Origin of the sequence: Modestobacter versicolor (assembly GCF_041028285.1) — a bacterium.
Taxonomy (GTDB): Bacteria; Actinomycetota; Actinomycetes; order Mycobacteriales; family Geodermatophilaceae; genus Modestobacter; species Modestobacter versicolor_A.
Map to the genome: position 1 here is coordinate 531,270 of NZ_JABGDB010000002.1, position 12,111 is coordinate 543,380.

14 protein-coding genes are annotated in these 12,111 nt (G+C 74.9%); 4 read left to right on the forward strand and 10 right to left on the reverse strand.

What is annotated here, in order from left to right; all coding sequences use genetic code 11:
* Positions 1-35: 35 nt before the first annotated feature.
* Positions 36-1,358 carry an alpha-amylase family glycosyl hydrolase gene (locus HL054_RS08915; protein WP_369138566.1) on the reverse strand — a complete coding sequence of 441 codons (1,323 nt, stop codon included), beginning with the start codon at positions 1,356-1,358 and terminating at the stop codon, positions 36-38.
* A gap of 199 nt (positions 1,359-1,557) precedes the next feature.
* Here HL054_RS08915 and HL054_RS08920 point away from each other — a divergent pair, with 199 nt between their 5' ends.
* Positions 1,558-2,964, forward strand: a complete 1,407-nt coding sequence (locus tag HL054_RS08920; RefSeq protein WP_369138567.1) for an MFS transporter — start codon at positions 1,558-1,560, stop codon at positions 2,962-2,964.
* Positions 2,965-2,971: 7 nt separating this feature from the next.
* On the opposite strand, the gene HL054_RS08925 is transcribed toward HL054_RS08920, so the two are convergent.
* The 3 genes from HL054_RS08925 to HL054_RS08935 are packed head-to-tail and all read right to left on the reverse strand — an operon-like array spanning position 2,972 to position 4,722.
* Positions 2,972-3,361 carry an ankyrin repeat domain-containing protein gene (locus HL054_RS08925; protein ID WP_369138568.1) on the reverse strand — a complete coding sequence of 130 codons (390 nt, stop codon included), beginning with the start codon at positions 3,359-3,361 and terminating at the stop codon, positions 2,972-2,974.
* A 19-nt stretch (positions 3,362-3,380) separates the two neighbouring features.
* Entirely contained in the window at positions 3,381-4,133 is a 753-nt protein-coding gene (locus tag HL054_RS08930; RefSeq protein ID WP_369138569.1) for a dienelactone hydrolase family protein, read from the reverse strand.
* A 37-nt stretch (positions 4,134-4,170) separates the two neighbouring features.
* A complete protein-coding gene (locus HL054_RS08935; RefSeq protein WP_369138570.1) occupies positions 4,171-4,722 on the reverse strand; it encodes a hypothetical protein in 552 nt (183 codons plus the stop codon).
* Positions 4,723-4,920: 198 nt separating this feature from the next.
* On the opposite strand from HL054_RS08935, the gene HL054_RS08940 reads away from it, so the two are divergent.
* Positions 4,921-6,459 (forward strand): helix-turn-helix domain-containing protein, encoded by a 1,539-nt coding sequence (locus tag HL054_RS08940; protein WP_369138571.1) that lies wholly within the window; start codon positions 4,921-4,923, stop codon positions 6,457-6,459.
* 67 nt (positions 6,460-6,526) lie between these two features.
* Here the strand turns inward: HL054_RS08940 and HL054_RS08945 are convergent, their stop codons facing one another.
* From HL054_RS08945 to HL054_RS08960, 4 genes are all read right to left on the reverse strand, one after another.
* The gene (locus HL054_RS08945) at positions 6,527-7,264 is read right to left on the reverse strand and encodes an SDR family NAD(P)-dependent oxidoreductase (protein ID WP_369138572.1); all 738 of its coding nucleotides are present in this window, start codon (positions 7,262-7,264) and stop codon (positions 6,527-6,529) included.
* A 44-nt stretch (positions 7,265-7,308) separates the two neighbouring features.
* Positions 7,309-7,830 carry a hypothetical protein gene (locus HL054_RS08950; protein WP_369138573.1) on the reverse strand — a complete coding sequence of 174 codons (522 nt, stop codon included), beginning with the start codon at positions 7,828-7,830 and terminating at the stop codon, positions 7,309-7,311.
* A complete protein-coding gene (locus HL054_RS08955; protein ID WP_369138574.1) occupies positions 7,827-8,402 on the reverse strand; it encodes a hypothetical protein in 576 nt (191 codons plus the stop codon). Before HL054_RS08955 ends, HL054_RS08950 begins: the two co-directional genes overlap by 4 nt.
* Positions 8,403-8,465: 63 nt before the next feature.
* Positions 8,466-8,930: a PPOX class F420-dependent oxidoreductase gene (locus tag HL054_RS08960; RefSeq protein ID WP_369138575.1), complete on the reverse strand. Its 465-nt coding sequence runs from the start codon at positions 8,928-8,930 to the stop codon at positions 8,466-8,468.
* A 76-nt stretch (positions 8,931-9,006) separates the two neighbouring features.
* Between HL054_RS08960 and HL054_RS08965 the strand changes: the two genes are divergently transcribed.
* The gene (locus HL054_RS08965; RefSeq protein WP_369138576.1) at positions 9,007-10,389 is read left to right on the forward strand and encodes an AI-2E family transporter; all 1,383 of its coding nucleotides are present in this window, start codon (positions 9,007-9,009) and stop codon (positions 10,387-10,389) included.
* Positions 10,390-10,445: 56 nt separating this feature from the next.
* Positions 10,446-11,399 (forward strand): proteasome assembly chaperone family protein, encoded by a 954-nt coding sequence (locus HL054_RS08970; RefSeq protein WP_369138577.1) that lies wholly within the window; start codon positions 10,446-10,448, stop codon positions 11,397-11,399.
* Between the two features lie 10 nt (positions 11,400-11,409).
* Here HL054_RS08970 and HL054_RS08975 read toward each other — a convergent pair whose 3' ends face one another.
* Entirely contained in the window at positions 11,410-11,751 is a 342-nt protein-coding gene (locus HL054_RS08975; RefSeq protein WP_369138578.1) for a cupin domain-containing protein, read from the reverse strand.
* A gap of 15 nt (positions 11,752-11,766) precedes the next feature.
* Positions 11,767-12,111, reverse strand: a complete 345-nt coding sequence (locus HL054_RS08980) for a nuclear transport factor 2 family protein (RefSeq protein WP_369138579.1) — start codon at positions 12,109-12,111, stop codon at positions 11,767-11,769.

A 12,111-nucleotide genomic window follows, 5' to 3' on the forward strand; every position in this document is an offset into this window, starting at 1 on the left:
CGTGCGTCCATTCCCCCGGCGCGCTGTGCGGTTGCTCACCCGGCGAGGACGGCCCACCCGTGCCCGGCCAGCTCGACCACCGCCCGGTCGGTGCCCGGCTGCCGCACGGTGCCCGCCCCGGCCAGCACCTCACCCGCGCCGGCGGCCGGCAGCGCGGCGCTGTCGTCGGCCAGGTTCAGCGCCACGACCAGCCGCCCGCCGTCCGCGGCCACCGCGTAGCTGAACCGGCGGTTGTCCCGGTGCAGCGGCGTCGTCCTGGCCTGGTGCAGCCAGCGGTGCCGCCGGCGCAGCCCGATCAGCTGCTGGTGCAGCCGGTAGGTCTCCCAGCCGTAGGGCGCGAGGTCGTCCGGGCCGTCCGGGAACGCCGGCCGGACCGCGTCGTCCCCACCGGCCCGGTCCTCCTTGACGCCGGTGAACGCCTGCTCGTCGCCGGCGTAGACCGAGGGCGTGCCGCCGACGGTGAACAGCACGGCCAGCGCGTGCGGCAGGTGCCGGACGTCGGTGAGCCGGCTGGCGATCCGGGTGACGTCGTGGTTGCCGACGAAGGTCAGCGGGACGAACGTGTCCAGGAACCCGTCGTGCCGGCCGAGGGCGTGGGCGAGCTCGTGCAGGTTGCCGTCGTCGACCGAGCTCCAGATCGCCTTCCACAGCTCGTACTGGGTGACCGCGTCCATGCCCGACTCGCGGACCACCCGGGCGTAGTCGCCGTGGATCACCTCACCGACGACGTAGGCGTCCGGGTGCCGCGCACGCACCCGCGGCAGCACGGTGGCCCAGAACGACGTCGGGACGGCGTAGGCGGCGTCCAGCCGCCAGCCGTCGGCGCCGCGGTCCAGCCAGTGCGTCATCACCTCGGTCACCCAGTCGACGACGGCCGGCGACGAGTGGTCCAGGGCGACCAGCTGGCCGTGCCCCTCGAAGGTGTCGTACTCCGGCTCGCCGTCCGGGCCGTGCGGCCAGCGCAGCCGGAACCACGCCGCGGTCGGCGCCGACGGTCCCTGCTCGCGGACGGCTCGGAAGGCCGGGTGCTCGCGGCCGACGTGGTTGAAGACGCCGTCCAGCAGCACCCGGAGGCCGCGGTCGTGGGCGGCGGCCACCAGCGCGTCGAAGTCGGCGTCGGTGCCCAGCCGCGGGTCGATCCGCCGGTGGTCGACGGTGTCGTAGCCGTGCGTGCTGGCCGCGAACACCGGCCCGAGCGCCAGCCCGTTGGCGCCGAGCTCGACGGCGTAGTCCAGCCAGCCGGTCAACCGGCGCAGGCGCGGGGTGACGGCGCCGTCGGCGGGCAGCTCGCGCTCCGCGCCGACGAACCCGAGCGGGTAGACGTGCCACCAGACCGCGTCCTGCACCCACTCCGGCATGACTCCCCCTGGTCCCCGCCCGGCAAGGCCCCCGACGCTACGGCGCCCCCGCCGTCCGCCCGACCCCACCCCCAGAGCCCGAACATGGCCATCTCCGCCCTCCCTCGAGGGCGGACATGGCCATCTTCGCCCTCGAGGGCACCGCTGGGCGGAAGTGCGGGTCCAGCTCAGGCGCACGGCACAACTACCGTCGGACGTCGTGACCCCACCGGCGACCGGCACCGCTCCCCCGGCCACCAGCCCGGCGCTGGTGCCCGTGCTGGTCTACCTGGCCATGCTGGTCGCGATCATCAGCAGCCTCGGCGCCCCGCTCGTCCCGGCGATCGCGGCGGCCAACGACGTCTCGGTCACCAGCGCGCAGTGGTCGCTCACCATCACCCTCGTCGTCGGCGCGGTGGCCACCCCGGTGATCGGGCGGCTCGGCGACGGCCGGCACCGGCGCACCGTCGTCCTGGTGGTGCTGGGCATCGTGCTGGCCGGCAGCGTCCTGGCCGCGCTCCCGCTGGGGCTGGGCTGGCTGGTCGCCGGCCGCGGGCTGCAGGGGCTCGGGCTCGGCGTCACCCCGCTGGCCATCGCCACCGCGCGCACCACCCTGGCCGGCGACCGGTCCCGCTCCACCGTCGCCGCGCTGTCGGTCACCGTGGCCGCCGGCGTGGGCCTGGGCTACCCGATCACCGGGGCCATCGCCGAGGTCGGCGGGGTGCACGCCGCGTTCTGGTTCGGCGCGGCCGCCAGCGCGGTGGCGATCGTCGCCGCCGCCCTGGTCTACCCCCGCTCCCCCGACGTGCCGCCCCGCCGGCTGGACGTCGCCGGCGCCCTGCTGCTGGGCACCGGGCTCGCCGCGGGGCTGCTGGCGCTCGGTGAGGCGGAGCGGTGGGGGTGGACGTCGGCCGCCGTGCTCGGGCTGACCGCGCTGTCGGTCGTCACGCTCGTCGCCTGGGCCCGCTGGCAGCTGCGCGCCCGGGCGCCGCTGGTCGACCTGCGGCTGGCCCGCGGGCGCACCGCCGCCACCGCGCACGGCGCCGCGCTCCTGGTCGGGCTGGCCAACTACCTGCTGCTGTCCTCGGTGCCCCGGTTGGCCCAGGAACCGGAGTCGACCGGCTACGGCTTCGGCTCCTCCATCGTGGTCGCCGGGCTGGCGCTGCTGCCGTTCTCCGCGGCCAGCTTCCTGGCCAGCCGGCTCACCCCGCGGCTGCAGCGGCTGGTCGGGGCGCGGTGGGTGATGCCGGTGGGCGCCGTCGTCCTGCTGGCCGGCGAGGTGCTGTTCGGCTACGTGCGCGAGGACCTCTGGCAGCTGTTCGTGGCCACCGCCGTCGCCGGGCTCGGGGTGGGCACCGTCTTCGCGGCCCTCCCGGCGCTGATCGTCGCCGCCGTCCCGCCCGAGGAGATGGGCAGCGCGATGGGCCTCAACCAGGTCATGCGCTACATCGGCTTCGCCATCGGCAGCGCGGCCAGCGCCACCGTGCTGGAGGCGGCCACCGCGCCCGGCGCCGGCTCCCCGGGCACCGAGGGCTACCAGGCGATCGGGCTGATCGGGGTGGGCGCGTGCGTCCTGCTGGCCCTGCTGACCGTCTCGCTGCGCACCCGGTCGGCCAGCCCCCGCTGACCGGCGGTCAGCCCTCGAGCAGGGCGGTCATCGCCGGCAGCTCGAAGAACAGAGCGGTCGCCCGGGCGCTGGGCTGCCCGCCGTCCGGGTCGGCCCCGGCGGCGAGCAGCGTGCGGACGGTGTCGGCGGACTGCTTGAACACGGCGGCGGCCAGCGCGGTCTGCCCGCGGTCGTTGGCCCGGGAGTGGTCGGCGCCGCGCTCGAGCAGGGCGGCCACCGTGTCCCGGTGCCCGTGGTAGGCGGCCAGCAGGAGCAGGGTGTCGCCCTTCTCGTTGGTCAGGTCGACCGGCACGCCGGCGTCGACGTAGGCCGCCAGCTCCTCGGTCTCGCCGGCCCGGGCCAGGCCGAAGACCCGGACCGCTAGGTCGATGACGCCCTGCTCGATCGGTTCGCCCACGCGGCCAGCCTAGGTCGGCTCAGCGCACCGACACCCGGTCGGTGAGCGCGAGCACGTGCTCCCAGGCGTCCTGGCAGGCCTCGGACCACTCACCGAAGGCGCGGTCGAAGAAGGAGTGCGGCGCGCCCTGGTAGACGACGTCGTCGACCTCGGCGCCGGCCGCGCGCATGGTGGCGGCCAGCTCCAGCTGCTCCTCGACCGGGGTCGCCGAGTCGGCGCCGGCGATGATCATCACGACCGGCTTCCGGGCCGCCGCGGCAGCCCCCCCGACCATGCCGGGCCGGCCGTAGAACCCGGCGCTGCCGGCGAGGTCGAGGTCGCCGGCGGACTGACGCCAGGCGTGGCTGCCGCCGAAGCAGAACCCGACCGTGACCACCGGCAGCCCCGGCTCGGTGCGCGACCGCAGGTAGTCGATCGCCGCGGTGGTGTCGGCGTCGACGCCGGCCGGCGCGGTCTGCGGGATGTGCGCCTGCCAGTCGAAGTCCTCCTCGCGGGACCCGGTCTCGGCCGGCCCGGCGCTGCGGCCGAAGTAGTCGACGGCGACCGCGGCCAGGCCCGCCTCGGCGAACCGCTCGGCGAGGGCGACGTAGTAGGGGTGCAGCCCCCGGATGTCGGGCAGGACGACGACCCCGGCCCGCGGGGTCGTGGCCGGTGCGGCGTAGGCCGCGGAGAACTCGGTGCCGTCAGCAGCGGTCAGCGTGAGGGTGCCGCGCTCTGCGACGTCCCCGGACCGGGGTGGTGCGGGCGGGCGGCTGTCGTGGTCGTGGCACATGCCCCGTGTCTACCGGCGCCGCCCGCGGTCCGCCCGCTCAGGCGTCGGTGTCGGCGTCCGCGACGGCGGCCGCGTCGCCGCCGAACAGCTCCGCGGCGACCTCGCGGCGGACGTCGGTGGCCCACTCGAACTGCCGGTTGGCCTGGTCGATGAGGGAGTCGAGGAGCACCTTGTCGATCCGCGGGTCGATCTCGGCGGCGATCCGCAGCGTCTCGAACCCGCTGCGCTTGCCCCGGACCGCGGAGGCGAGGAACTCGAACTCGATCAGCGAGCTGAGCGGGGACCGGCTGAGCACGTGGCCGTTGAGCTTGAGCCGGCTGGCCTTCTCCGCCACCCAGACGGCCACCTGCTTGTACTGGCGCACGGGCAGGTCGAGGGAGCGCGCGGTGGCGGTGAGGTCGGACTTCTCCTGGCGCAGCTCGTCGAGCAGCTGGCGCAGGCCGTCCTCCCAGCGGGTGCCCTTGTGGACGCCGATCATCCGGGTGACCAGCTCGATGCCGCCGGCGGCCGCGGCGATGTGGTCGTTGAGGTACACGGCCAGCAGCTCGGGGTGGGCGACGGCGCCGGTCGGTGCAGGGGTCTGGGACACGGTGGGTCTCCTCGCGAGCAGGTGCCGGGGCCGCAGCCCCGAGCTGTCCCGGTGATCATCCCCCGCGGCCCGGTGCGCCGCCTCAGCGGCTGTTCCGGCAGCACGACGAGCCACGTCCAGGCCGTGCAGCACGGTGACGCACCCGTTCCGGGACGCCCGGCACCGCCGCATCTCATCTGTGAGCTAGCTTCGTCGCCGATGACGCTCACCGACGAGACCACCGAGCAGTCGCTGCGCCAGATCGGCACCCTGGTCCGCGACGCCCGGCGGCACCACGGCCTCACCCAGACCCAGCTCGCCGAACGGCTCGGCACCAGCCAGAGCGCGATCGCCCGGATCGAGCAGGGCAACCAGAACCTCACCCTCGAGCTCCTCGGCCGGCTCTCCGCGGCCCTGGACAGCGAGCTGATCACCGTCGGCCGGGCCGGCCCCACCCACCTGCGGGTCAGCGGCGGCACGCCCCTGCACGGCAGCGTGACGGTCAAGTCGTCGAAGAACGCCGCGGTCGCGCTGCTGTGCGCCTCGCTGCTCAACCGGGGCCGGACGACGCTGCGGAACGTCTCCCGCATCGTCGAGGTCGACCGCATCCTCGACGTGCTGATCTCCATCGGCGTCTCGGCGACCTGGGACGACGCCGGCCGCGACCTGACGATCGTCGTCCCGGAGGAGCTCGACCTCACCGCCATCGACGCCGACGCCGCGCGCCGGACCCGCAGCATCATCATGTTCCTCGGGCCGCTGCTGCACCGGGCCGACGTCTTCGAGCTGCCCTACGCCGGCGGCTGCAACCTCGGCACCCGCACCGTCCAGCCGCACATGATCGCGCTGCGCCCGTTCGGCCTGGAGGTCGAGGCGCGCGCCGGGGAGTACCACGCGACCGTCACCCCGGTCACCGGCCAGGACCGCAGCATCGTGCTGACCGAGCGCGGCGACACCGTCACCGAGAACGCGCTGCTGGCCGCCGCCCGGCACGACGGCACCACGACGATCCGCAACGCCAGCCCGAACTACATGGTCCAGGACCTGTGCCTGTACCTGGAGAAGCTCGGCGTCCGCATCGAGGGCTTCGGGACGACGACGCTCGTCGTCACCGGGCAGCCGGTGCTCGACGCCGACGTCGACTACCCGCTCAGCGAGGACCCGGTCGAGGCGATGAGCCTGCTGACCGCGGGGATCGTGACCGGCTCGGAGCTGACCGTGCGGCGGGCGCCGATCGAGTTCCTGGAGATCGAGCTGGCGATCCTGGCTGAGATGGGGCTGCGGTTCGACCTCTCCCCCGAGTACGCCGCCGACAACGGCCGCACCCGGCTGGTCGACGTCACGATCCACCCCTCGGAGCTGCGGGCGCCGATCGACAAGGTGCACCCGATGCCGTTCCCGGGGCTCAACATCGACAACCTGCCGTTCTTCGCCGTCATCGCCGCGACCGCCACCGGCGAGACCGTCATCCACGACTGGGTGTACGACAACCGGGCGATCCACCTGTCCGACCTGACCCGGCTGGGCGCCGACGTCCGGCTGCTCGACCCGCACCGGGTGCTGGTGTCCGGCCCGACCCGCTGGTCGGGCGCGGAGATCGTCTGCCCGCCGGCGCTGCGCCCGGCGGTGGTCATCCTGCTGGCGATGCTCGCGGCCAAGGGCGACTCGGTGCTGCGCAACGTCGACATCATCGCCCGCGGCTACGAGCAGCTCTACGAGCGCCTGGTCGAGATGGGCGCCCAGATCGAGGTCTTCTGACGAAGGGCGAAGATGGCCATCTTCGCCCCCGGGATCGCGGCGAAGATGGCCATCTTCGGAGGTGGGGTCACCAGGGGACGGTGCCGGACTCGTCGAAGAAGCCGCCGGTCGGGCCGCCGGCCGGCAGGGTGGCGAGCCGGACGACGACGGCCGCGCCCTGCTCCGGGGTGCGCGAGCCGCGGAAGCCGGTGAAGTCGCTGGCGACCAGGCCGGGGCAGGCGGCGTTGACCAGCAGGTCCGTGCCGCGGAAGTGCCGGGCGTACTGCACCGTGATCGCGTTCAGGTAGGACTTCGTGGGCGCGTAGAGCGCCATCACCGCGCCCAGGTCCACGTCCGGGTCCGCCTGCCAGGTCACCGACCCGACCCGGCTGGAGACGTTGACGACCCGCGGGAGCGGCGCGCGCTGCAGCAGCGGCAGCACCGCGTTGGTCACCCGGACCACGCCCAGGACGTTGGTGTCCACGACCGTCCGGACGGCGTCGACGTCCAGCGCGGTCGGGTCCTGGACCCAGCCGGGGCCCAGCTCCCCCGAGATGCCGGCGTTGTTGACCAGGGCGTCGAGGTGGCCGACCTCCCGCTCGAGCAGCTCGGCCGCGGCGGCGACGCTGTCGTCCCGGGTCACGTCGAGCGGCACCCCGAACGCGTCGACCCCGGCGGCCCGCAGCTGCCCGACCGCGGCCTCGCGGCGTGCGTCGTCCCGTGCGCCGACCCCGACCCGGTACCCGAGCGCGCCCAGCCCGGCGGCGATGGCGTACCCGATGCCCTTGTTCGCGCCGGTGACCAGCGCCGTCCTGCTCTCGGTCATGCCCCGGATGCTGCCCGGCGGGGCGGGCCGCCCGCGCACCGGCCTCAGCGGCGGAGCAGGACGGCGACCCCGACGCAGCCCAGCGCCCACAGCCCGCTGGCCAGGGTGCCGATGATGAACCGCTCCGACGCGACCGGGGCCTTGAGCTCGTTGAACCGGCCGAGCCCCTTGACCGCGATCAGCACGGCGAGCCCCTCCTCGAAGCCGGCCAGCACGGTGACGGCGATCGCGGTGCGCTCCAGCACGCCGATCCAGGTGCCGCCGCGCAGCACCTCCGGGTCGGAGGCGCGGCGGCGGGACGGGCCGCGGTCGGGGTCGGCCGCGCGCAGCACCGCGGTCGCGACCGGTCCGCCACCGAGGGCGGCCGCGGCCACCGCGAGCAGCACGCCGGCGGTCTCGACCCAGTCGCCCACCCGGCCGGCGGCCAGCGCCAGGGCGGCGGCCAGCGCCAGCCCGGCCACCAGCAGGACGGCGCTCAGCCCGCTGCGGCGGGTGTCGCTGCGCGGGGTGAGCGCGGCACCGGCGGCGACCAGGCCGGCCAGCACGACCAGGGCGGCGACGCTCATCCCACCGCCCGCGCCAGCAGCCGGGCCGCGGTGGGCCACAGGTCCCGCTCGACCTCCCACAGCCCGGCCGACAGCCGCTGGCCGACCGCCTGCCGGGTGACGCCCAGCTCGGCGGCGGCCTGCGCCTGGGTGCGGCCGTCCTCCACCAGGGCGATCGCCTCCCACGCCTGGTCGCTGCGCCGCTCGACCAGGGCGGCCAGCGCGGTCAGCACCGCCTGGGCGTCGGAAGCCGCCTCGGTCACCGCGCCCCGCACGGCCACCCGCACCGGACGGCGCTTGGCCGCGTCCACCGCGCTGCGGGCGGCGATGAACGCGGGCCCCGCCCCGGCCCGCGTGCTGCCCGGGAGCGGGGTCTGCACCGGCCCGGCGCCGATCCCGATGCTCCAGGTGCCGGCGCGGACCAGCCGGCGCACCACGTCGACCACCACGGCGGGGTCGTCGAGCACGCCCTGGAACTCGTCACCGGCGGTGCGCTCGAACCGCAGCACCGTGGGCACGCCGGAGAGCGCGGAGAGCGCGGCAGGCACCCGGTCGGCGCTGCGCCGGCTCCCGCGCTGGTCAACGGTCAGCACGAACGGCACCGCGCAAGTCCACCAGCTTGCGGCGAGAAAAGCAAGGCTCTCACGTTGCCGATGTCAGGAGGACGCCAGCTCGGGCGGGAAGCCGCCGGTCGCCACCGGCCCCCAGCGCTCGACGGTCACCCGCAGCAGCGCCTTGCCCTGGCGCTGCATCGCGGCGCGGTACTCCGCCCAGTCGGGGTGCTCGCCGCTGATGGCGCGGTAGTAGTCGACCAGCGGCTCGAGGGCCTCGGGCAGGTGCAGCACCTCGGCCCGGCCGTCGACCTGGACCCACGGCCCGTCGAAGTCGTCGGAGAGCACGCAGAGGGACACCTGCGGGTCGCGGCGGGCGTTGACCGCCTTGGCGCGCTGCGGGTAGGTGGACACGACCACCCGGCCCTCGTCGTCGACGCCGCAGCTGACCGGGGACAGCTGCGGCGACCCGTCGGCGCGGCGGGTGAGCAGCAGGGCCTTGTGCCGGGGGCGCAGGAAGGACAGCAGCCCGTCGCGGTCGACCCGGTCGGCGGTGGCGGTTCTCGGCATGGACCGAACCTACGACGGCGGTGTGACACCGGCCGTACAACGGGTCCCGCGGGCCGGGGTGTGCTGGGATCAGCGCATGCCCGACGAGTCCTCCCCCGACCCCGCAGCCCCGGCCACCCCGGCCGACTCGGGTGCCTCCGCCGTGACGACGGAGGAGGACCAGGAGCCCACGATGGTCCCGACCCGGGCGCCGGCGCCCGGGCCGCAGCGCACCGAGCGCATGCACGCGGCCACCCGCCGGGTCGCGATCGCCTCCGGTGAGCTCATCCTGATCACCGCGGGCCTCATCATCCTGGGCTTCGTCTTCGGCCGGCTGTGGGTCGTGCTGCTGCCCGTCGTCCTCGGGCTGCTGTTCAGCACGGTGATGTGGCCGCTCGCCCGGTTCCTGCGCAAGCACTCGTGGCCGCCGGCGCTCGCCGCCGCGACCACGGTGCTGCTGTTCCTCGGCGCCTTCGGCGGGATCATCGCCGCCATCGCGCCGCAGGTCGTCGGGCAGGTCGAGGACCTCGCCGACCAGTTCAGCGGCGGCCTGCAGGAGATCCAGGACTGGGTCGCCGGGCCACCGCTCAACCTCGACGACGACCAGGTCGGCAACGCCGTCGACTCGGTGATCAACTCGGTGCAGTCCAACGCGCAGAACATCGCCGGTTACGCCGTCACCACCGCCACCACCATCGGCAACGTCCTGATCAACCTGGTCCTCGCCCTGCTGCTGTGCTTCTTCTTCCTCAAGGACGGCCCCAAGTGGGTGCCGTGGCTCGCCGCGCAGACCGGTCCCCGGGCCGCCCCGCACGTCGCCGCGCTGTCGGAGAAGACCTGGTCGACGCTGTCGGAGTTCATCCGGCAGCAGGCCCTGGTCGGCTTCGTCGACGCCTTCTTCATCGGCGTGGGCCTGTGGGTCCTCGACGTCCCGCTGGTGCTCCCGCTGACGGTGCTGACCTTCTTCGGCGCCTTCGTGCCGATCATCGGTGCCTTCGTCGCCGGCGCCTTCGCCGTGCTGATCGCCCTGGTCAGCAACGGCTTCACCACCGCGCTCATCGTGCTGGCGATCGTCGTCGCCGTGCAGCAGCTCGAGGGCAACGTGCTGCAGCCGATCATCCAGGGCCGCGGGCTCAACCTGCACGCCGCCGTCGTCATCCTCGCGGTCACCGCCGGCAGCAGCCTGTTCGGCATCATCGGCGCCTTCCTGGCCGTGCCGGTCGTGGCCCTGATCGCCGTCTTCTACCGCTACGGCCGGGACGTGCTCGACGGGCTCACGCCCGAGGTGGCCGCGGACGGCACCACCCGGCAGCTCACCGGCGACTCCTCCGGCTCGCAGCTCGTGCGGCGGCAGGCGGAGCTGGAGCCGTCGGTCAACCCCGACTCCGACGACGCCGAGCCGGCCGGCGCGGTGCCCGAGGGCGCGGGCCGGGTGAGCCGGCTCGGGAATGCCCGCAAGCTGCTGCGCCTTCACCGCTGAGAGGGCCAGGAGCCGACCGCTCCGACCCCACGACCCCGGACCACAGGAGGACCACCGTGCTGCAGCGACCGGAGGACCTCGTCGAGCTCCTCCCCGAGGCGGAGCCCCTGCTCGCCCGCGAGGCGGCGGTCTCCTCCCCCGAGGAGCGGCGGGGCCTGGTGCTCGTGCACGACCTGAGCGGTGAGTTCGACGCCGCGCACGCGGGCTCGCTGGCCGGCGCCCACCTGCTCGACGCACTGCCCGCGCAGCTGATCGCCCGCTTCGACGTCGACGCCCTGGTCGACTACCGCGGGCACCGGCCGCGGATGGTGTTCTCCGGCGACCGCTACGAGTCGGTCTCCGCGCCGGAGATCGGCATCTACGCGCTGGAGGACGACGCCGGCGAGCCGTTCCTGCTGCTGCACGGCGCCGAGCCCGACCACGCCTGGGAGCGGTTCATCGCCGCGGTGCTCCAGCTGGTCGAGCGGCTGGGGGTCACCCGGGTCGTCGCGCTGCACGCCATCCCGATGCCGGTGCCGCACACCCGGCCGGTCACCGTCACCGCGCACGCCACGCGGCGCGAGCTGATCGAGTCCTACCCGGTGTACTGGGGCGAGATGCGCATCCCGGGCAGCGTCGGGGCGCTGCTGGAGCTGCGGCTCGGCGAGGCCGGCGTCGACGCGCTCGGCGTGGCCGCGCACGTGCCGCACTACCTCGCCCAGGCCACCTACCCGGCCGCCTCGCTCACCCTGCTCGAGCACCTGGAGAAGCTGACCGGGCTGCACGTGCCGACGGAGGTGCTGCGGGAGGCCGCCGAGGCGAACCGCACCGACGTCGACGAGCAGATCGGCCGGAGCACCGAGAACACCGCCGTCGTCGCCGCGCTGGAGGAGCAGTTCGACTCCTTCACCGCCGCCCGCGACGACACCGGGCTGCTCGGCTTCGGCGGGGAGATGCCGACCGGCGAGGAGCTCGGCGCGCAGATCGAGCAGTTCCTCGCCGAGCAGGACGGCGACCGCCCCGGCGAGTGAGCCCCGCGGATCAGCCGGCGAGCACCGCGACCGTCAGCAGCACCACGGCGTCCTGCAGCGCCCCGAGGGCGTGCCGCCCGGCCGGGACGACGAGCAGCTCGCCCGGGGCGGCCTGCTGCTCGCCGCCGGTCCAGCTGAGCCGGACCCGGCCCTGGAGGACCAGCACCGTCGCCTCGCCGGGGTCCTCGTGCTCGGCCAGGCCGGTACCGGCGCGCAGCGCGACCACGGTCTGCCGCAGGGTCGCCGGGTGGCCTCCGGCGACGATGCGCGCCGCCCGGCCGTCGTCTGCCACCGCCGCGGTCGCGGCCAGCTCACGGGCCAGGGACCAGACGTCCTCCACGGGTGTCTCCACGGGCGTGCCGTCCTCTCAGGCCTGCGGGTCGCCGACGTCCGTCCGGCTGATCAGCGACCCGGTGTAGGTGTGCGTGTGCAGGACGGCGGCGTGGCTGAGCAGGTCGCCGTCCCGGTCGCGGACGGTCTGCTCGACCAGCACCTCCACCCGCCCGTCGGGCAGCTCGCGCACGCGGCGGGGGACGACGTGCCAGTCGACCACCTCCCACTGGTCCAGCCAGTAGGCCCGGACGGCGTCCGCGCCCAGCACCCTGCCGCCGTGCATCGCGTCGGGCCAGTCGACGTCCGGGGCGAAGCAGGCGACCACGGCGTCGATGTCCCGGGCGTTGAAGGCGTCGTAGAGCGGGGCCACGCGGTCCAT